Source organism: Pseudoalteromonas sp. 2CM32C, assembly GCF_023161925.1.
GTDB classification, from domain to species: domain Bacteria; phylum Pseudomonadota; class Gammaproteobacteria; order Enterobacterales; family Alteromonadaceae; genus Pseudoalteromonas; species Pseudoalteromonas marina.
The window spans coordinates 121,188-141,151 of sequence record NZ_JALNTI010000006.1 but is presented as its reverse complement, the minus strand read 5'-3'; the positions used below and the strand labels follow the sequence as shown (position 1 = coordinate 141,151).

At 41.1% G+C, this 19,964-nt stretch carries 14 protein-coding genes; 3 read left to right on the top strand and 11 right to left on the bottom strand.

The window, feature by feature from the left end; all coding sequences use genetic code 11:
• Positions 1–219: 219 nt before the first annotated feature.
• Complete coding sequence (moeB, locus tag MTF67_RS12640; protein WP_248519698.1) at positions 220–975, top strand: molybdopterin-synthase adenylyltransferase MoeB; 756 nt, start codon at positions 220–222, stop codon at positions 973–975.
• 13 nt (positions 976–988) lie between these two features.
• Here the strand turns inward: moeB and MTF67_RS12635 are convergent, their stop codons facing one another.
• The 3 genes from MTF67_RS12635 to modA are packed head-to-tail and all read right to left on the bottom strand — an operon-like array spanning position 989 to position 3,435.
• Positions 989–2,017, bottom strand: a complete 1,029-nt coding sequence (locus MTF67_RS12635) for an ATP-binding cassette domain-containing protein (protein ID WP_248519697.1) — start codon at positions 2,015–2,017, stop codon at positions 989–991.
• A gap of 1 nt (position 2,018) precedes the next feature.
• A complete protein-coding gene (gene modB / locus MTF67_RS12630) occupies positions 2,019–2,696 on the bottom strand; it encodes a molybdate ABC transporter permease subunit (protein WP_248519696.1) in 678 nt (225 codons plus the stop codon).
• Positions 2,683–3,435: a molybdate ABC transporter substrate-binding protein gene (gene modA / locus MTF67_RS12625; protein ID WP_243530834.1), complete on the bottom strand. Its 753-nt coding sequence runs from the start codon at positions 3,433–3,435 to the stop codon at positions 2,683–2,685. Before modA ends, modB begins: the two co-directional genes overlap by 14 nt.
• 42 nt (positions 3,436–3,477) lie before the next feature.
• On the opposite strand from modA, the gene glp reads away from it, so the two are divergent.
• Positions 3,478–4,692, top strand: a complete 1,215-nt coding sequence (glp, locus tag MTF67_RS12620) for a gephyrin-like molybdotransferase Glp (RefSeq protein ID WP_248519695.1) — start codon at positions 3,478–3,480, stop codon at positions 4,690–4,692.
• A gap of 83 nt (positions 4,693–4,775) precedes the next feature.
• On the opposite strand, the gene MTF67_RS12615 is transcribed toward glp, so the two are convergent.
• The 8 genes from MTF67_RS12615 to MTF67_RS12580 all read right to left on the bottom strand — a co-directional run bounded on the left by MTF67_RS12615 (position 4,776) and on the right by MTF67_RS12580 (position 18,177).
• Positions 4,776–6,659 (bottom strand): hypothetical protein, encoded by a 1,884-nt coding sequence (locus tag MTF67_RS12615; RefSeq protein WP_248519694.1) that lies wholly within the window; start codon positions 6,657–6,659, stop codon positions 4,776–4,778.
• A 9-nt stretch (positions 6,660–6,668) separates the two neighbouring features.
• Positions 6,669–7,760, bottom strand: a complete 1,092-nt coding sequence (locus tag MTF67_RS12610; protein ID WP_248519693.1) for a hypothetical protein — start codon at positions 7,758–7,760, stop codon at positions 6,669–6,671.
• 64 nt (positions 7,761–7,824) lie between these two features.
• The gene (locus tag MTF67_RS12605) at positions 7,825–10,875 is read right to left on the bottom strand and encodes a hypothetical protein (RefSeq protein ID WP_248519692.1); all 3,051 of its coding nucleotides are present in this window, start codon (positions 10,873–10,875) and stop codon (positions 7,825–7,827) included.
• Positions 10,876–11,443: 568 nt separating this feature from the next.
• Positions 11,444–12,610, bottom strand: a complete 1,167-nt coding sequence (gene prpF / locus MTF67_RS12600) for a 2-methylaconitate cis-trans isomerase PrpF (RefSeq protein ID WP_248519691.1) — start codon at positions 12,608–12,610, stop codon at positions 11,444–11,446.
• Between the two features lie 15 nt (positions 12,611–12,625).
• Positions 12,626–15,232 (bottom strand): Fe/S-dependent 2-methylisocitrate dehydratase AcnD, encoded by a 2,607-nt coding sequence (acnD, locus tag MTF67_RS12595; RefSeq protein WP_039037182.1) that lies wholly within the window; start codon positions 15,230–15,232, stop codon positions 12,626–12,628.
• A gap of 76 nt (positions 15,233–15,308) precedes the next feature.
• Positions 15,309–16,436, bottom strand: coding sequence for a 2-methylcitrate synthase (gene prpC / locus MTF67_RS12590; RefSeq protein ID WP_006794389.1), 1,128 nt, complete (start codon positions 16,434–16,436; stop codon positions 15,309–15,311).
• A 46-nt stretch (positions 16,437–16,482) separates the two neighbouring features.
• Positions 16,483–17,361, bottom strand: a complete 879-nt coding sequence (gene prpB / locus MTF67_RS12585) for a methylisocitrate lyase (RefSeq protein WP_248519690.1) — start codon at positions 17,359–17,361, stop codon at positions 16,483–16,485.
• Positions 17,362–17,490: 129 nt separating this feature from the next.
• Positions 17,491–18,177: a GntR family transcriptional regulator gene (locus MTF67_RS12580; RefSeq protein WP_010556308.1), complete on the bottom strand. Its 687-nt coding sequence runs from the start codon at positions 18,175–18,177 to the stop codon at positions 17,491–17,493.
• Positions 18,178–18,442: 265 nt separating this feature from the next.
• Here MTF67_RS12580 and rsmF point away from each other — a divergent pair, with 265 nt between their 5' ends.
• Positions 18,443–19,882, top strand: coding sequence for a 16S rRNA (cytosine(1407)-C(5))-methyltransferase RsmF (gene rsmF, locus MTF67_RS12575; protein WP_039037186.1), 1,440 nt, complete (start codon positions 18,443–18,445; stop codon positions 19,880–19,882).
• Positions 19,883–19,964: the final 82 nt, after the last annotated feature.

The window sequence follows — 19,964 nt, the reverse complement described above, 5'->3', positions numbered from 1 at the left end:
TATTTGTTAATTTCACGTTAACCATGCTGAGCAATTAGTGAGCCAATAATTTATTTATTTAAAAATCATTAACTTATGTTTTTTCTAATTCGTTATAATTTTCATTTGCACTGTTAAGGTAATCAAAGTGAGCACTAACAGTGCAATTACTTTTAACCGCGTTCTTGCCCACATATTCTAAAAATTGCTATTGTGTATAAAAATAATGAGAAGCCGCTAATGACTAAACCAGCCCTGACTTACCAACAACAACTACGCTACTCGCGCCACATAATGCTTCCTAAATTAGATATAGAGGGGCAAGAAAAAATATGGCAATCTCATGCGCTTATAGTCGGTTTAGGTGGCTTGGGCTGCCCCGTTGCTCAGTATTTAGCTGCCTCCGGTGTGGGTACGTTAACGCTTGTAGATAACGACGTGGTTGATGCTACAAACTTGCAAAGGCAGGTGCTTTATAAACAAACGGATGTAGGCTGCTTAAAAACTCACGCCGCCAAAGCGCAGCTAAATAGCTTAAATGATGAAATAGATATACATACAATCGATGTATTTTTAGATGAAAAGTCAAAGCTTGACGAGCTATTAAAAAATATTGATATAGTCATTGATTGCTCTGATAACTTAACTACACGTAATGTATTAAACACAGCCTGTTATAAAACAAAAACCCCACTAGTATCGGGCGCTGCAATTAGAATGGAAGGCCAAGTTGCCTGTTTTACAATGCAAGAAAATAGCCACTGTTATGAGTGTCTATCGCAGTTTATGTCAGATCAAACACAAAGCTGCTCAGAATCAGGCGTGCTATCGCCCATTGTAGGATTAATTGGCAGTATTCAAGCCACTGAAGCCTTAAAAATGCTTGCTGGATTACCAAGCGGGTTAAGCGAGCATTTACTGCTGATTGATGGATTAAGTATGGAGTTTAATCGCTTTAAAATCACAAAAAACAGTCATTGTGCTACGTGCAGCTAAAACCCACTTCAAACTACTCTAGATTATGAATAGTCGCATAAAGTGTATCGCCTACTTTGTAGTTATTTTGATCCCATACTCTTGGTGAAAGTAAGCAATACAAGCTTTGTCCGTCTACATCTAGCGTAAGTTGCCATGTTTTATCTATAAGTTCTGCACTGTGCAGCGTAGATATTAAAACATTGCTGTTATTTGTGTTTAATGGCATTTCTGCACTTACCGATATTTGCTCACACTCTAATATAAGTTTATTTCCTTGCTCTACAGCGCTGGGTAATGCAAATAGCTGCTGCTCGCTTTTGTGGAGTTTAAGCAAATACACACCGTATTTTTCATCAAATGTAATGATTTTAAAGTTAATTAAGCTCAGCGGTGCTTGTTTATTATTAGCGTAAATAGCTTTAGCCACCTGCGCACTCGGGCCATGGTTAATTACTTTACCGTTATTGAGCTGCACCAGGGTATCGCAACAAAATAATAGTTCTTTTAACGAGTGGCTCACTATAATAAATTTAATAGTAAACGTTGCCGCCAATTCACTTAATGTTGAGAGTGTTTTAAAGCGCAGCGGCCAATCAAGAGCGCTAAATGGCTCATCTAAAATAATTAATTTTTGACCTGCCAACAACGTACGTGCAAACACCACCCGTTGGCGCTCCCCGCCAGACAAGCTTTGAACGTTGCGTTTAAGTAAGGGGTGTAACTCAAGTGCATCAATAACTTTTTGTTCAGTTAAGTCAGTTTGCCTATTAAAACAATGCTTTTGTGTAAACGCTAAATTACCTGCTACATCCAAATGCGGAAATAATGGGCAAGATTGAACTTGCAACGTAACACCGCGTTGCTCAGTTGGTAAATGATGTACCGATTTATCATTTATATAAACACTCTGCTCACCTTCAAGGCCACTAATACAACGTAGCAAGGTGGACTTACCCGAGCCGGACGGGCCAAAAATTCCCGCAATAGTAAAAGATTCAAGATGAAGGTTTATGTCTAAATCAAAGCTATTTAGCGATTTATAAAGGGCTAACTTAATCATACTATTGCTTAACCCCCACTATGCTTTTATTAAATTTAAATAACAGCACTAAACACGCAAATGAAATAGCGAGTAAAATAAGCGAAAGCTGATGCGCCGCTGCATAGTTTAACGACTCTACATGGTCGTACAAAGCAATAGAAACAACCTGTGTTTCTCCTTGTATATTGCCACCAATCATCAGCACTAAGCCAAACTCCCCGAGCGTATGCGCAAACCCCAGTGCAAATGCACTACCAATACTAGGTTTTAACAACGGCAATATTAAGTAAAAAAAACGCTTAAAGTGGCTCAAACCCAAGGCAATTGCAGCCTCGTTATAGGTGTGGTTAATCTGCTTAAACCCTGCAACTAAGGGTTGCATTACAAACGGTAAAGAATAAAAAAGCGAACCAATAACAACACCCTGAAAACTAAACGCAAGCTGGGTACCTGTTAGCCAAAACCAAAATTGCCCAAAAGCATGGGTGGGCGAAAATAAAACCAGTAGATAAAAACCAAGCAAGGTCGGTGGCAATACTAACGGCATTGCAATAAGCGCTTCTAAAAACGGTTTAAATTTACCTTTGTACCCCGCTAGTTTGTATGCAACAGGAATACAAAAAACAAGCAGCAACATAGCCGTTATAAAAGCTAACTTTACCGTCAGCCACAGTGCTGTTAAATCACTTTGAAGCATTGCTATCCTTTGTTCTATACCCTAGTTCAACAAGCTTAAGTTGAGTGCTACTGGTCATTAAAAAGTCCATAAGCTTTTGAGCGCTTGCCAGTTTTTTACTCGATTTAATAATAACCCCCTGTTGAATAATTTCGGGATACTCGCTAAGCGGTATTAACTTGTACGACAAATACTGTGGGTCCTGGCTATTATTAAACGCCATTTTTAATGTAGAGACAGCCACGACCCCTACAGATGCATTCCCACTTTGAACAAACTGAAAAGCTTGCGTAATATTATTACCATACACATAATTTATTGGCTTTTTAAAATTGGCATTCGCGTAAAACTCAGACGCCTGCCCATAAGGTGAAAAACGCGGATTAGCTATCGCCACTTTATTATTTACTCTATTAGCATTGGGCTGCCACACAGCCAGTTCACCAAGTGCGTAGGTAATTAAGCTACTTTGACTAGCAAATCCTTCTTTTATTAAAGCTTGCGGGCGTACATCGTCAGCCGATAAAAACACATCAAACGGCGCTCCATGTACAATTTGAGAATATAAAACACCGCTAGAAGCCGCTGATATTTTTACTTGTATACCCGGTATTGGGGAGTCTTGCAGTAAAGTTTGTAACACGGTTTTAAAATTACTTGCCACCGCAACATGTATTGTTTCTTTTGCGTTTAACGAGCTTGAAAACACGCAAATACCAAACAAAAAATAACCCAGCCATGTATTGTAAAGCTTTGACATTGTAAGTATTGTTTTAATAAATGAATTAAGTAAGCAATATATATGAACGATGTTTGCAATGCACCCGGTTTATTACCAATAGAAACCGCAATCAGTAATATGTTAGATGCAATTAGCTTTAATAAGCATGCCGAAACAATACCTGTAATGAGTAGTGTTGGCCGAATTTTGGCTACTGATGTTCAATCAACAATTAATGTGCCCGCACATGACAACTCTGCGATGGACGGCTATGCATTGTGTATTAGCGACGGCCTAACCACCTACACGCAAATAGGCAGTGTATTTGCGGGTCAAACCTTCGACAAAACGCTAACGCCCGGTCAATGCGTAAGAATTATGACCGGTGCAGCACTTCCGCCAGGTGCTAACGCGGTTGTTATGCAAGAAAACGCCACTGTAAATAACGATGAAATTACTTTTACAGGCACTATTGAGCACAATAACAATGTCCGTTTTGCAGGTGAAGATATTGCAAAAAACAGTGTGGTATTAAAAGCAGGCAGAAAGCTTAAAGGCGTGGACGTTGGATTATTAGCCTCTATTGGTATTAACGAAGTAAACGTTTACCAAACACTCAAAGTGGCCGTGTTCTCAACTGGAGACGAACTGATAGAGCCGGGTAATGCACTTCCTGCTGGCGCTATTTATGAAAGTAATCGCGCTGTCATTATTAGCGAGCTTAATAATCCAAATATAGAGGTGATTGATTTTGGTATTATTCCCGATGACAAAACACTTATTCAAAATACCTTTTTAAAAGCGGACGAGCAAGCCGATGCCGTTATTAGCTCTGGTGGTGTATCGGTTGGTGAAGCCGACTTCACAAAAGAAGTACTGAACGACATTGGCGATATACACTTTTGGAAAATAGCCATGAAACCAGGCAAACCATTTGCCTTTGGTAAATTGCCTAACAGCTACTTTTTTGGTTTACCTGGTAATCCAGTTTCTGCAGCCGTTACGCTTGAGCGACTTGTAAAACCAGCATTGACTAAACTATCTGGCAATGAGTCTAAACCCACCCTTCGTTTAAAAGCAGTCACAACTCAACAAATTAAAAAGCGCCCAGGCCGAACAGACTTTCAACGTGGTATTGCCAGTAACGACGAAAACAACAACCTTGTTGTCACACCTGTTGAAAAACAAGGCTCAGGCGTACTGTCGTCTCTTAGTAAAGCGAACTGTTTGATTGTAGTCCCTGCACAAAGTGGAAACATTGCACAAGGCGAAACTGTTGAAATAGAACTCTTATAACGGCAGTTACAAAATACAAAAAGCCCAACTAGGTGTTCACCTTGTTGGGCTTTTTAATATTAGTTTAGAAAACTAACGGTGGTTTAAAACACCGATTCAAAATCACCATTTGGAAATAAAACACCTGGGATGCCACGAACAGCGGTAACCTCAGCAATTTTTGTATCACCAAAGTATAAGCCGCCGCTGTAATTACGACCTGCTTGTTTTACATCTAACCAGCGACCGTTTTCACCTTTTGCAACTAGGCTAATATTACCATTAACATCGCGAATACGAAGATCCAACGCCTGTCCTTGAGCACTCACATATATATCCGTCGATGTTAGCTCTGTTAAATTATCTACAGCACCCACATAAGCAAATTTAAAATCGTTAGCGGCACTTAGTGGAAAATCTAATTCGAAGGTAAAGGCTAAATCATCATTTTCTTCACCAATAAAAGGTGACGATTCAATTGCAGTTATATGAAACGCAGTACTTTGAACCTCGCTTTCAAAGTCACCTTGAAAATCGAAAGACGATAACGTAGTGGATACCTCGCCAAATGAGTCCACAAAACGGTTTAGGTTTAACGATAAATCGCCTGCTAATTCACCATTAGCTTTATTAATAACAACATTAGTAGTGAGTTGTGCAATACCTGTATCAGCATCAGGATTTGTTTCGTTTACAACGTCAATACCATCAAACTGAATCAGCAACTCGCTAACATCAACACTCAGTAAAGTTGAGCCATTGGTTACCGTAGCACTCATTACACCCTCAATTTTATTACCTAGCACGCCACTTACTCTAAATGTAGGAATAGATAAGTCTATGCTAATCGGTAAGTTATCGTAGGTACCCGTTATAGCCCAAGTATAAGGCGATTTACTGTAATCAATGTCTAAATCTCTCAGCGAATATTGCCCAGCAGGTACTGAATCATCAGCCAATGGTGAATAATTAGTTATAACCTCGTTAAGCGCATTAGTCAGTGCTGTAAGCGTTGCTTGAGTATCTTCGTCAAACGCACCCTCTAGTTCAGCAAATTTAGCGTCGAGTTCATTTGAGTAGCTTTTTTCTTGAAGCCTTGCAACACCAATAATATTTCTAACATCAACAAGCAGCTCTCTTGACTCTAAGCTCTGTGCTTCACTCACACGTGGCTCCCACTGCTGATAAGTAGTAACACTCGCAATGGTTTGGTTTACTTGGCCTGCTACATTAGGAAGTAAGCCATTTCCCTGTTCACTAAACAGGTTATCAGGAGTATATTGAGCAGCTAATTGGCTGTAATCTTGCCATGCTTGTTGTTCGCTATCATTACTAGAAAAGGCATTAAATGCAGTATCAACGTTAAAGGTACTGTCGGCTACACCCGCAATAATAGCAGCATAAGTAAAGGCGTTAGTTACCATTTCAGCTTCAACACTGGCTGTAAGGTTACTGTGCGTTAAATGATAAAACGGCGTGGCAGATAAACTTGCTTGCACTGCACTTAAGCCTGCATCAGTAATCGCTGTACTTAAAGGAGAAAAATATACCGCGTTAACACCAGGGGCAATAAATGCATCTGCTTTATAATTTAATGTAACAGACGTTGGTTCTTGAAAATCAACTAAACGGTTGCCGTTTAAATCATTAGGGTCATCACGTACTGTTCTGCCACACCCTGTAAATCGTGGACAAGATAACAACGTATCATCAGGTATAAATTCAAAGCGGCTGTATGTAAGCGGCGTTACACTTATGCTAAACGTATTAATGTTATCTACTTCAATCGACTCTTGAATAACACCTTCGTTATTTAAAATATTGAGTGTACCCTTCGGCGACTGCCAGTTGGCGACATAAAAACGGGCTGTTGAATTAGTTGTAATTTGAGTTACAGCCACACTTTCGTTGTTATCAGAACTAGAAGATGATCCACCACAACCCGCTAATGCTACTGCAACCCCTAAAGGTATAATTTGTTTTAACATCTTCATTCCTTAAAACTTAATGTTCATGTACCAATTTATATTTGCATAATACGCTTTATCCAAATCTAAACTATCGGTTTGCAGATTAAGACCAAAATACTCGCTTTCAATACCCACTAAATAAGCCTTGCTTTTAGTTTCATAGCCAGCCTGTACTTTCCAATGATCCCAAAAATGAACTCGCCCTTTTAACTGGCTAAATGTATCTTGATCGTAGCGTTTAAGAGTTAATTGAGTCGAAAATCGATCATTTATTCTATAATCAGCAAACGCTTGCATGCGCATTTTCATATCAAAATCATGAGATTGCGTATTTCCAAACGACGATGTTTTTAACGATACAGTTGGCTGCGTAATTATATCGCCATTATCGTTTTGGCTAAATGGAATCTCGGTTGTTTGCCCGTTAACAAACCCACTGTCTTCATAATCAGTTTTATACAGCAAGTCTTTAACGCTAAAGCCTACATGCAACTCGTCATTTACTTGCCAATTAGCAAATATATCTAGGCTATAACCTAACCCTTCAGGGTTATCAGATGGCGTAAATTTTTTAAATAAAATATCTTTTGAATAGTTATAATCTACAGAAATATCGCCTTCTACTTCATCGCTGTAAATACGCCCGTCAACAATCCCGTCTTGAAAATGCGTACTAGCAAAAATAGAAATTTTTGGTGTAATGGTTAATGCGTTTTTATCTAAAAATTTAAAATCGTAAGACGCAAATATACCATTAGAAGTTGCTTGTTTAGCGTCTAAATAATAGGTGTAGTATCTATCTTCAAAAGCCAAATCATTTTTTTCAATGTGAGTGTATTTTGCCGTATCTGGATCAAAATTTAGTACGTAGTCAAAGCGACTTTGTAAACCAACTTTAAAATTACCGTACCCAACACCAACTTCAAAAATATTGTACGTGAATGCACTGTCACCCGAGGTTAGCGGCGCATCAAAGTCATCAACAAATGCCTGAACTGGTTGCGCTTCGGTATAGATTTCTGCGTCAAAATGAGTAAAAACTTGAAACTGATTATTAGCGGATGCAAGTGGAGATAGTAGAGCTGATGAAAATCCTAGCAAAAGAATTTTTTTTTTCATAATTTAATCGCTTTCAATAAAAAAAGGGAAAAGCTATGTGCTTTTCCCTTTAATAGTTTAAAAATTACTTGCTTGAGTCAATAAAATCAACATCAATGTAATCCATTGTTACACCATCAATGTAAGAGATTGAAAGCCCATTAGTAACTTTAGTAGCAGTACCAAACGACATCATCATGCCATTGTACATAGCTTTAACGTCGCCAGTGTAACCTGTAGACTCAGCACCCATAAGAGATAATGTGTAACCCATTGCTGCGTCACCTTTAACCATTACATCTAACATGCTTTGATCTTCATCACCGCTTGCGTCAACCGTTCCCATAACTTTAAAGTCTAGGTCGCCAGACATACCTTCAAGAGTAACAGTACCCATGTCAGTCGCGTCATTAGCCGTTACGTTTAACATACCAGTAAACCCAGAATCACCGTCCGTAATTGTCACGTGGTTCCAAGCTTCAGTGTTAACGATTTCAGCATCATCTACTGTGTCAGCATCAACTTCACCGTCAAAAGTAAATATTAAACAAGAATCAATTTGAGTCTCATCAATAGTACCTGCTGCAAAATCAACACAATCTGTAAGTGCGTTTGCTTGCGAATCTGCAGTCACTAGCTCAACCGTAGCATCACCGCCAACTAACGTAGCGCCCCAAGCAACAACTAACTGATCACCTTGGTAAGATGCAAATGCGTTAATCTTTTCACCTGTGGTTTCATTGTTAAGTATCAGTATTAAATCGTCTAAGCTGTAAGCATAAGTCCAATTAGGTTGACGAGTAGATGTACCTTCACCCACATTCCCCATATCAGCAAGTTCGTTAATTACATCACCTAACACGTCAGCTGCATCAAGAACCGCTTCTCCACCAGTGCTTGTAAGTACAGTCATTGTGCTAAGTGACTCTGATGTTGCTTTAACAGATACAAGTACTTCAAACTTAGCAATCGCTTCTTGCGCTGTTAATTGTAGAGCATATGCTGTAGCAAACTGCTCTGATGCAAGCTCAGCTTTAGCAGCAGCTGTAACAGCCATTGCCTCTGCAGCATCAATTAATTCTTGTGCATCGGCACTGTCAGCATCTAGAGCTAAGTAAGCTTCTGCAGCAGCTAATGCTTGAGCAATAGCAACTTCTAATGCGTCAACACTTGCAGCAAAGTCAGAAGCCGCAACAATAGCAGCATCAGCTAGTACTAACGCAGCGGCTGCATTATCAGCGTTGTCTACCATTGCATTTTCAGCATCAGTAAGCGCAGTTGTTGATGCTGTTTCAGCAGTCATTGCAGCCGTTTCAGCCGCTTGCGCTAATTCGTTTGTTTCTGTAGCAAGGGCAGCTGCTGCTGCAACTTCTGCCTCAAACTCAACCAGCTTTTCTTCAGCTTCAGTAACAAGTAATGCAAGTTCTGTGTTAAACGTTGCAACTTTTTCAATTTCAGCTGAAGAACCTGTTACTAACGCGTCTGCATCATCTAAAATCTGTTGGTAATCAGAACTATTTGCCACAAGTAATGTAGCTACAGATACTAAACCTTGAGACTGAACAAACAATGCATTCGATTCACCGGCTAAATCAGCTACTGCAGCTTTATTCACAAGTAACTCAACTGCATTTGCAAACGCAACAGCTGTGTCTGCGTCAACTACAGTGTCTCCACCTTTTGCTTGTACTTCAACTAAATCAGCTTCTGCAGTAGTTACTGACTCTTGGATTGAAACTAAATCAGCTTCTGCAATAGTTACCGCAGCAGTTACTTTGGCTGCAAGTTGCATGTAGAAACCATTGCCTACTGTACAATCGTCAGTACAACCAATTTTCTCAAGTGCTTTTTTAGATTTCTCAGCAGCATTAGCTAAACCAGCATCACTTGCTGCACCACTTTTAACGGCTTTATCTTTTGCAGCTTTCGCTTTTTTAGCAATACCGGTTGATTGCGCAGCAAATGCAGCTTTTTCAGCGTCAGTCGCATCTGGATTGTTTACAGCAAATGCAGCCGCAAGAGCAGCTTCAATATCGCTTTCTTCACCAGTTGCTATTGCAAAGAAAATATTAGCTGTATTTGTAGCAGCTTGTTGTAATGCAGTTGCTAGTGCAGCGATGTCTGCATCGTCACTACCTGTTACTTTACCTGCTTTAATACCAGCAATAAGTTTTGTCATATTGCCGTTAATATCAGCAAGACCTTGAATAGATGAAGCAAGTTGAGCTAACGATAAAGTACCATCGTTTAGCATTTCTTCACCATCTACGTCAGCCAAATCAGTTGCACCGCCGATAGATACATCACCCAATAAAGAAGTAAGTAAAAGTGCTGTGTCTGGGCCTAAAACTTGAACTAGTACGTCAACACTTGAATTTGCAATACCTGCAGCATCAACACCTTCGCCAGCATCAATTAAAAGTTGTGAAACAAGTGTTGTTAAGAAAGTCGCGTTTGCTCTAAGTGAACGCGCTACGTTTGCATCGCCAAAAACGCCACTTGCGCCAGATGCATCAGCTTCAACCGCTGGCACAAATTTAACAACAGAAAGTTCTAGGTCTGTCTTATACCATTCGCCAAACTCAATTGCTGTATCGCCATCGTTAACATCATCTTCTGCTGGTGCTTCGTCGTAAGTGCCACAACCTAAGTATGCATCACAACGTAGGTAGCTATCGTCGCCTTCTGCTGATGTTTTAACAGTAATGTATACAGGACCTGAAAAGTCATTTTCTAAGTAAACGCTGTAACGGCCACTCTCATTTGTTAAAACAGCGTCTGGGTTTGCTGCTAAAATACTTGCAGCAACTGCTGCATCTGCAGCTGCTTGAGTTGACTCTTCAGCAGAGAATGTTTCAGCTTCCGCAGATGCTGCTAAACGAAATGGTACTGCAACCATTTCACCAGTTGCATCTAATGTTGAAACGCTAACCACCGCGTTCATCATCGCACCTTTAACCGCTTTACCTGTAACTTCTACGTTAAATAAAGCTGTGTCTTCTGAGCTAAAAGACTCAACAGGTGGTGGTGGTGCAACATAGTTATTGCCATCGTTGTCAGAACCACACGCCGTTAAGCCGAGTGTGAGTGCAACTGATGCCGCTATTGGTGTAAATTTGATCATACGCTTCGCCATTTATTTCTCCTTGATAGCCATGAAATAAGTATCTGAAAAAGTTTGGTTAAACTTGGGAAAGTATATTAGTCGTTTACAAAAAATGTAAACAAGCACAATAATCTAACCTTTGTTACTAGAACTTTAAAAGTACCATTAAGCTATGAGTTGTTGCTACATATTTATACATATAAAATGATGTAATTTTAGTTTAACGCCATGTTTTAATTTTTATAGGCCTTAATTAAATTCAATAACCTAGGTTACAGCCACAAAAAACCAACATGTTGGTTTATAATATATCGTGTTTATTGATTGATTATTACATTAAATTTAGTTTGTTAAATTTTTTCTTCAAGTATTTGCGACAGAACATTAAAAATAAATGCAGAACGGAGATAAAGCAACCCAAAAGAACTGAGCTCTTAATTGAAAGTAAACCTTTAGAACCAGGAAAGCCAATCCCTTGTTTTTTATTTATTTTAAAATCCTGCTTAATTGTTACTGCATTATTAATATTGTTACGTTAACCCTAACTGACTAAAAGGGTCTTTTAATTTCACAAAGTTAATAATGCAGTAAAAAATTATTAAAAGGGAACTCTTACAACCCCTTCCATCAATACTCTGGCGCTTCGGCTCATACTCGCTTTAGTAACTTGCCAGTCTCCATTAATCTTTTTAGCTTCAGCGCCTACTTTTAACGTGCCCGAGGGGTGACCAAAATTCACTTCACTCAATGCGCCACCACCAGCAGCCATATTTACTAACGTACCGTCAACTGCTGCTGCGGTGCCAATTGCAACGGCGGCTGTTCCCATCATGGCATGATGTAATTTACCCATCGACATAGCACGTACTAATAAATTAATACTGCCAGCAACAATGTGTTTACCGCTTGATGCGTTATACGCCACAGGCTTAGCAACAAACGCAACTTTAGGTGTATGCTGGCGCGCTTGTGCTTCATTTATATTAGTAATTAAGCCCATTTTAACAGCGCCATAAGCACGAATTGTTTCAAGCTTTTTAAGCGCAGCGTCATCGTTATTAATGTCGTCTTGCAGCTCAGTGCCGGTATAACCAATATCTTCAGCATTAATAAAAATAGTTGGAATACCCGCATTAATCATCGTCGCCTTTAACGTACCAACATCTGGCACCTCTAAATCGTCAACAACATTACCTGTTGGAAATAAAGCACCATCCCCATCAGCAGGGTCTACAAACTCAAGCTTTACTTCTGCTGCAGGGAACGTCACGCCGTCAAGCTCAAAGTCACCGGTTTCTTGCACTTCGCCATTAGTCATAGGCACATGCACTAAAATGCTTTTTTTAATATTAGCCTGCCAAACACGCACAATAGCTATGCCATTATCGGGCACGCGGTTTTTATCAACTAAGCCATTACTAATTGCAAAAGCCCCCACGGCAGAGGTTAAATTACCGCAGTTACCGCTCCAATCAACAAACGCTTTATCAATTGCGACTTGCCCAAACAAGTAATCAACATCGTGATCGGCTTGCTCACTTTTACTTAAAATAACCGTTTTGCTGGTGCTTGATGTTGCACCGCCCATGCCGTCGGTTTGTTTACCATAAGGATCGGGGCTACCAATAACACGAAGTAATAAATTATCGCGCGCCTCACCTGCCACTTGGGCAGGCTTTGGCAAATCGGTTAAATTAAAAAACACACCTTTACTCGTGCCGCCACGCATGTAGGTCGCGGGCACTTTTATTTGTGGTTTAAACATATTTTTAAATCCTTATTACGCGTTTGTCGCTTCTAAAAAGTCTTGAGCAAAACGCTGTAATACACCACCAGCAGCATAAATAGAAAGCTCTTCTTGAGTATCTAATCGGCATTTCATTGCTGCAGTCAGCACTTCACCATTTTTACGGGTGATCACAAGCTCTAAAGTGGCGCCCGGTGCTGGTGCGCCTTTTACATCGTAGCTTTCACTACCATCAAGGTTTAATGTTTTACGTGTCGTGCCTGGTGCAAACTCAAGTGGTAAAACGCCCATACCAATTAAATTAGTACGGTGAATACGCTCAAAGCCTTCAGCAGCTATAACTTCAACACCGGCAAGCCTTACGCCTTTTGCCGCCCAATCGCGCGACGATCCTTGCCCGTAATCAGCACCGGCCACAATAATAAGTGGTTGTTTACGTTGCATGTAGGTTTCGATTGCTTCCCACATGCGCGTGTTTTCACCCTCTGGCTCTATGCGCGCGTAAGACCCCTGCTTAACGTCACCGTTTTCATCAAGTACCATTTCGTTAAGTAATTTAGGGTTTGCAAACGTGGCGCGCTGCGCCGTTAAATGATCGCCGCGGTGCGTTGCATAAGAGTTAAAGTCTTCTTCTGGTACATTCATTTTAGTGAGGTATTCGCCCGCAGCACTGCTTGCCATAATTGCGTTAGAGGGTGATAAATGATCCGTTGTGATGTTATCCCCCAATACTGCTAATGCACGCATACCACTCATGGTGCGCTCACCAGCAAGTGCTCCTTCCCAATAAGGCGGGCGGCGAATATAGGTACTTTGCGCTCGCCAATCATAAAGTGGGTCGTTGTCTTCACCGTAATCTACGGTTAAGTCAAACATAGGCTCGTACACTTTTTTAAATTGCTCAGGCTTAACGCTTTGCTGAATTACCGCATCTATTTCTTCATCGGTTGGCCATAAATCTTTAAGCGTTACATCATTACCTTGTTGATCTTGTCCTAAAATATCTTTTTCAATATCAAAACGAATCGTACCCGCAATAGCATAAGCTACAACCAAAGGCGGTGATGCCAAAAAGGCTTGTTTTGCATAAGGGTGAATACGCCCGTCAAAGTTACGATTACCCGAAAGCACAGCCGTTGTGTATAAATCGCGATCTATCACTTCTTTTTGAATCACAGGGTCAAGCGCCCCACTCATACCGTTACAGGTAGTACACGCAAAGCCAACAATACCAAAACCAAGCTGCTCAAGCTCTGGCAATAGGTTTGCGTCTTCAAGGTACGATTGCACGGCTTTAGAGCCCGGCGCTAACGACGTTTTAACCCAAGGTTTGCGCATTAACCCTTTTGCATTCGCATTACGCGCTAACAAACCTGCAGCTATTACATTGCGCGGGTTGCTAGTATTAGTACAGCTGGTAATTGCCGCAATAATACACGCACCGTCTGGCATTAAGCCTTCTTCGTTTTCAACAACGCCCGAAATACCTTCTTTCGCTAAATCGCTGGTTGAAACACGACGATGTGGATTAGAAGGCCCCGCAATATTGCGGCCAACGCTTGATAAATCAAAGGTCAAAACACGCTCGTATTTTGCGGTTTTTAAGCTATCGCTCCAAAGACCAGCCGTTTTAGCGTAGTTTTCTACAAGGGCTATTTGCTCTTCATCGCGCCCTGTTAAACGTAAATAGTCTATTGTTTTATCGTCGATATAAAACATCGCCGCAGTCGCACCAAATTCTGGCGTCATGTTTGAAATAGTTGCTCTGTCACCAAGCGTTAAAGCATCGGCGCCTTCGCCGTAAAATTCTAAATAGGTCGATACAACACGCTGCTCGCGTAAAAACTCAGTAATCGCCAACACAATATCGGTAGCGGTAATACCAGGCTGGCGAGTACCCGTAAGCTCTACGCCTACAATATCGGGTAAACGAATGTACGACGCGCGGCCAAGCATAACGCTTTCAGCTTCAAGCCCGCCTACACCCACAGCAATAACACCTAATGCATCAACATGCGGGGTGTGGCTGTCGGTACCTACTAGCGTATCGGGGAATGCAATACCATCGCGGTTTTGAATAACAGGCGACATTTTTTCAAGGTTAATTTGATGCATAATGCCGTTACCTGGCGGGATCACATCAATATTTTTAAACGCGGTTTTAGTCCAGTTTATAAAATGAAAACGGTCATCGTTTCGGCGGTCTTCAATAGCACGGTTTTTTTCAAATGCCTCAGGATCAAACCCTGCATGTTCAACCGCTAACGAATGATCAACAATTAACTGCGTTGGTACTACAGGATTAACTTTAGACGGATCGCCACCTTTAGCCGCAATGGCATCGCGCAAGCCTGCTAAATCAACAAGGGCCGTTTGGCCTAAAATATCGTGGCACACCACACGCGCCGGATACCACGGAAAATCTAAATCTTGTTTACGCTCAATTATTTGGCTAAGTGCATCGGTAAGCATGGCAGGATCGCAGCGGCGTACTAAGTTTTCTGCAAATACACGCGAGCTATAAGGGAGAGTAGCATAAGCGCCTGGTTTAATGGCATCAACAGCGGCTTGGGTATCGTAGTAATCTACATTTGAGCCCGCAAGCGGTTTGCGGTACTGAGTGTTGTTAATTATGGTCATAATAAAAATTCGCTAATAAGTGACGGGAAATAAAAAGGCAAAAAGGTGAGCTAGGCTCACCTTAAATGCTAACTAATTAGCCTCTTGATTCAATTGGCGTATAGCTGCGTGCGTCTGGCCCTGTGTAATCTGCACTTGGGCGAATAATACGGTTATTAGCACGTTGTTCTTTAACATGTGCTGTCCAACCAGTAACGCGGCTCATTACAAATATTGGCGTAAACAACTTAGTGGGAATATCCATAAAGTGATAAGCCGATGCATGGAAAAAATCAGCATTACAAAATAACTTTTTCTCGCGCCACATTACTTCTTCACAACGAACAGAAACCGGGTAAAGTACATCATCGCCGACCTCTGCTGCTAGTTTTTCAGACCACTTTTTAATAATTACATTACGCGGGTCCGACTCACGGTAAATAGCATGGCCAAAGCCCATAATTTTATCTTTACGCTCAAGCATACCCATTACTTCTTGCTCAGCATGCTCTGCGCTAGTAAAGCCTTCAATCATATCCATTGCAGCTTCGTTTGCACCACCATGTAATGGCCCGCGTAACGTACCAATCGCACCCGTTACACACGAATGAATATCAGACAAGGTAGAAGCACATACGCGCCCTGTAAATGTAGAGGCATTAAATTCGTGCTCTGCGTATAAAATAAGCGACACATTCATTACTTGCGCAAACAACTCGCTTGGTGCTTTGTCGTGTAATAACGTTAAAAAGTGTGCGCCTACTGAATCGTCGTCTGTTTGTGTTTCAATACGAACACCATCGTGTGAAAAGCGGTACCAGTAACAAATAATACTTGGGAACACTGCAACCATGCGGTCAATCGCATCGTTTGCTTGGCTAAAATCAAGTTCCATTTCAAGGTTACCCAACATAGAGCAACCTGTACGCATTACATCCATTGGGTGCGCGTCTTTAGGAATATTTTCAAGCACGGTTTTAAGTGCATCTGGCAAGCCACGTAAGCTTTTTAATTTTGCTTTGTACTCAGCCAGCTCGCTAGATGTAGGTAACTCACCGCGTGAAAGTAAAAACGACACTTCTTCAAACTGCGCTTTTTCAGCCAGCTCGCTAATATCGTAACCACAATACGTTAAGCCCGAGCCACTTTGGCCAACTGTACATAATGCCGTTTGGCCTGCTACTTGTCCGCGTAAGCCTGCGCCGCCTAATGCTTTATCTACCATGATCTTCTCCTATCTTAAATTTGTGTGTTGTCTAATTTAATAATTATTATTTGTCAGATTTTGATGAAAAAAGGTTATCGAGTGTGTTTTCGTATGTGTGGTAATCTAAAAAGTCGTAAAGCTCAGCTCGGGTTTGCATGTTTTCAATTTCGCTTTGTTGCGAGCCTTCATTTAAAATAGCCGTGTAAACGTTAAGTGCCGCTTTATTCATCGCTCTAAACGCACTTAGTGGGTAAAGCACCATTTCAACGCCCACATCACTTAGCTGCTCTTTGGTATAAATTGGCGTTTGGCCAAACTCAGTAATGTTAGCCAAAATAGGCACATTTAACGCATTGGCAAATGCTTGGTAATCGGCAAGGTCGTGCACAGCTTCAGCAAAAATAGCATCGGCGCCAGCTTCAACACAGGCTGCTGCGCGGTCAATGGCCGCATTTAAGCCTTCTTTTTGAAACGCATCGGTACGCGCCATAATGTAAAAATCGCTATCGGTTTTGGCATCTACCGCGGCTTTAATACGGTCAACCATTTCGCCTTGGCTTACAATTTCTTTATTTGGGCGATGGCCACAACGCTTTTGCGCCACTTGATCTTCTATATGAAAACCCGCCGCGCCTGCTTTGGTCATTTCTTTAACGGTACGTGCAATATTAAACGCCCCGCCCCAACCGGTATCGGCATCAACAAGTAAAGGTAAATCGCTTGCACCGGTAATACGGCGAATATCTTCAAGCACGTTGTCTAGGCTTGTCATACCTAAATCAGGCATACCGAAAGAGGCATTAGCAACACCCGCACCCGAAAGGTAAATAGCTTGGTGGCCCATTTTTTCAGCCATCATCGCTGTGTAGGCATTAATAGTGCCCACTACTTGTAATGGGCGGTTATTAGCAATAGCTTGTTTAAATTTATATCCTGCTGACATGTCATTTCCTCTCTTTGAACGGTGGCTACATGGAGTAACTTATATTTTTAATCTTTGTATATGACGCTTTAACTATTTTGCTTAACTTTTAGCTTTTAGCGGCCAATACCAATCTTTGTGAGTAAACAATTATTCAGATTGGTATAAATCAAATTTGGTTTGAATATTCGCTTGCGACGCACTTATATGGCGCTTCATTAGCATTTCGGCCAGTTCGCCGTCGTGGTTTTCAATCGCGTTAATAATGGCTAAGTGTTCGTCAAACGCTTTTGATACTCGCGGCCCCACCATGCCCATTTGCACGCGGTACATGCGTATTAATTGATACAGGTCGTTACAAAGCAAGTGAATCAAATGCGCGTTTTTACTGCCTTTGATAATGCGATAATGAAAATCTAAATCGCCTGCTTCTTGGTAGTAAGACTCGCCTTCTTTAACGCGCTGTGTTTGTAAATGTTGATTAAGTAATTGCTTTAAGCCTTTAATTTCATCAGGCTCCATATTGTCGGCAGCTAGTCGGCACGCCAAGCCCTCAAGCGAGCTACGCACTTGGTAAACCTCAATTAAACGCTCTGCGGTAAGCGCTACAACACGGCAACCTACATTGGCTTTGCGCTCAACTAAATAACAGCTTTCAAGGCGGTTTAACGCCTCACGCAATGTTGCGCGGCTTACGCCGTAACGCTTTGCAAGCTCAGGCTCCGAAATTTTACTACCTTGGGCAATAGTGCCTTCAACAATCTCACGGCGCATATTTACAAATACCTGATCGGATGCTGTGGTAACGGGCGCTTCGTTTGAAAATGAGTCTGTCATAAGTTATTTTTTAGATTGTCGACAATTTGTATCACCATAATGGGCGCATTAAAAAAACATGTCAACCCTAAAACCTAACATAAAGGCTAAAAAACAGCCTTATTGTCGACACTATTAGTCTAAAGTATGATCATAATAGTTTATAAATACCTAAAAACCACAAAGTGTCGACAGCGCCAGTTAATTAGGGGGCGCATTTTTATCACTGAAATTTAGTTATTTAAATGCTAAAATCGCGCTTTATTGTTAATGTACGAGCTAGCGCGTGAACGCCAATACTTTTATTCCTGAGCACTTTATAGACGACGTAAAAACCTACCTGCCTAATCATTTAAAGTTAGATGACTTTATAAATGCGTGTCGTCGCCCACTCAGAAAATCTATCCGCGTTAATACATTAAAAATAACCGTTGAAGACTTTATTAAAAAAGCCGAGCAAAAAAATTGGCAACTTACGCCAATTCCTTGGTGTAGCGAAGGCTTTTGGCTAGAGCGCCCAAGTAATGAAGAACAAAACCTAGCCCTGGGTAATACCGATTTGCATTTAAGCGGCGCCATGTACGTGCAAGAGGCAAGTTCAATGCTACCGCCTATTGCGCTTAAGCAAAGCATACAAACAAGCAGCACCGTGCTTGATATGGCGTCGGCGCCGGGTTCTAAAACATCGCAGCTAGCAGCACTAATGAACAACCAAGGCGTGTTGGTTGCTAATGAGCTTTCGTCGTCGCGTTTAAAAGTATTGAGTGCCACCTTAAAACGTATGGGTGTGGGTAACTGTGCGCTTTCACACTTTGATGGCGTTATATTTGGTAACTACATGTATGAATGTTTCGATAGCATATTGCTAGACGCGCCCTGCTCTGGCGAAGGCACCGTACGTAAAGATGCAGACGCATTAAAAAATTGGTCAATCGAATCAAACATTCAAATAGCCCAAGTACAAAAAGACTTAATAAAAAGCGCATTTTACGCGTTAAAACCCGGCGGCACGCTTGTTTATTCAACCTGTACGCTCACCCCGCTAGAAAATCAGCAAGTATGCGAATATTTGCTTGCTGAATTTGGCGAGTTTATAACGCCCGAGTCGCTTAGCGATTTATTTCCGGGCGCCGATAAAGCAACAACGACCGAGGGCTATTTGCACGTTTGGCCGCAAACCTACGACAGCGAAGGCTTTTTTATTGCCAAGTTTAAAAAGCATGCAAGCTGTAACAACCCAAACCAAACAGTTAAAAAAGGCGCGTTTCCGTTTGTTGAGTTTGATAAAAAACCAACAACTGCATTTATGAGCGAGCTTAAAAAACACTTTGGTTTAACAAATTTACCCGGCACATTAATGCAGCGCGACAAAGAACTGTGGTTATTCCCGCAGGGATTTGATGCCATTCAAAACAAAATTAAATACGCCCGCTTAGGTATTCAAATAGGCATTATTCATAAAAATGGCGTAAGGCTAACCCACGAGTTTGCTACAGTTTTAGGCAATGCGTGTAAAACCAACACGTATGCGCTAAATAGCGAACAAGCAAACGACTACTTTAATGGTAAAGATGTTCGATTAGCCGAGCCTACAAAAGAGCTAGGCGAAGTGGTATTAACTTTATGCGGCTGCCCTATTGGGCTAGGTAAATGGCAAAAAAATAAGATCAAAAACTCACTACCGCGCGATCTAGTGCAAAATACCCAGTTAATAAACTGGGAGTAAATATACTTAAATCACGTATAAAATGTGTACAACACAGTTAAGTGTTTGTATTAACTGCAGTATAAAAAATGCACTAAAAATA

Excerpts from the sequence above, each read along its gene's own strand:
- moeB (WP_248519698.1), top strand. The coding sequence starts at position 220 with ATGACTAAACCAGCCCTGACTTACCAACAACAACTACGCTACTCGCGC.
- MTF67_RS12635 (WP_248519697.1), bottom strand. The coding sequence starts at position 2,017 with ATGATTAAGTTAGCCCTTTATAAATCGCTAAATAGCTTTGATTTAGAC.
- modB (WP_248519696.1), bottom strand. The coding sequence starts at position 2,696 with ATGCTTCAAAGTGATTTAACAGCACTGTGGCTGACGGTAAAGTTAGCT.
- modA (WP_243530834.1), bottom strand. The coding sequence starts at position 3,435 with ATGTCAAAGCTTTACAATACATGGCTGGGTTATTTTTTGTTTGGTATT.
- glp (WP_248519695.1), top strand. The coding sequence starts at position 3,478 with ATGAACGATGTTTGCAATGCACCCGGTTTATTACCAATAGAAACCGCA.
- MTF67_RS12615 (WP_248519694.1), bottom strand. The coding sequence starts at position 6,659 with ATGTTAAAACAAATTATACCTTTAGGGGTTGCAGTAGCATTAGCGGGT.
- MTF67_RS12610 (WP_248519693.1), bottom strand. The coding sequence starts at position 7,760 with ATGAAAAAAAAAATTCTTTTGCTAGGATTTTCATCAGCTCTACTATCT.
- MTF67_RS12605 (WP_248519692.1), bottom strand. The coding sequence starts at position 10,875 with ATGGCGAAGCGTATGATCAAATTTACACCAATAGCGGCATCAGTTGCA.
- prpF (WP_248519691.1), bottom strand. The coding sequence starts at position 12,610 with ATGTTTAAACCACAAATAAAAGTGCCCGCGACCTACATGCGTGGCGGC.
- acnD (WP_039037182.1), bottom strand. The coding sequence starts at position 15,232 with ATGACCATAATTAACAACACTCAGTACCGCAAACCGCTTGCGGGCTCA.
- prpC (WP_006794389.1), bottom strand. The coding sequence starts at position 16,436 with ATGGTAGATAAAGCATTAGGCGGCGCAGGCTTACGCGGACAAGTAGCA.
- prpB (WP_248519690.1), bottom strand. The coding sequence starts at position 17,361 with ATGTCAGCAGGATATAAATTTAAACAAGCTATTGCTAATAACCGCCCA.
- MTF67_RS12580 (WP_010556308.1), bottom strand. The coding sequence starts at position 18,177 with ATGACAGACTCATTTTCAAACGAAGCGCCCGTTACCACAGCATCCGAT.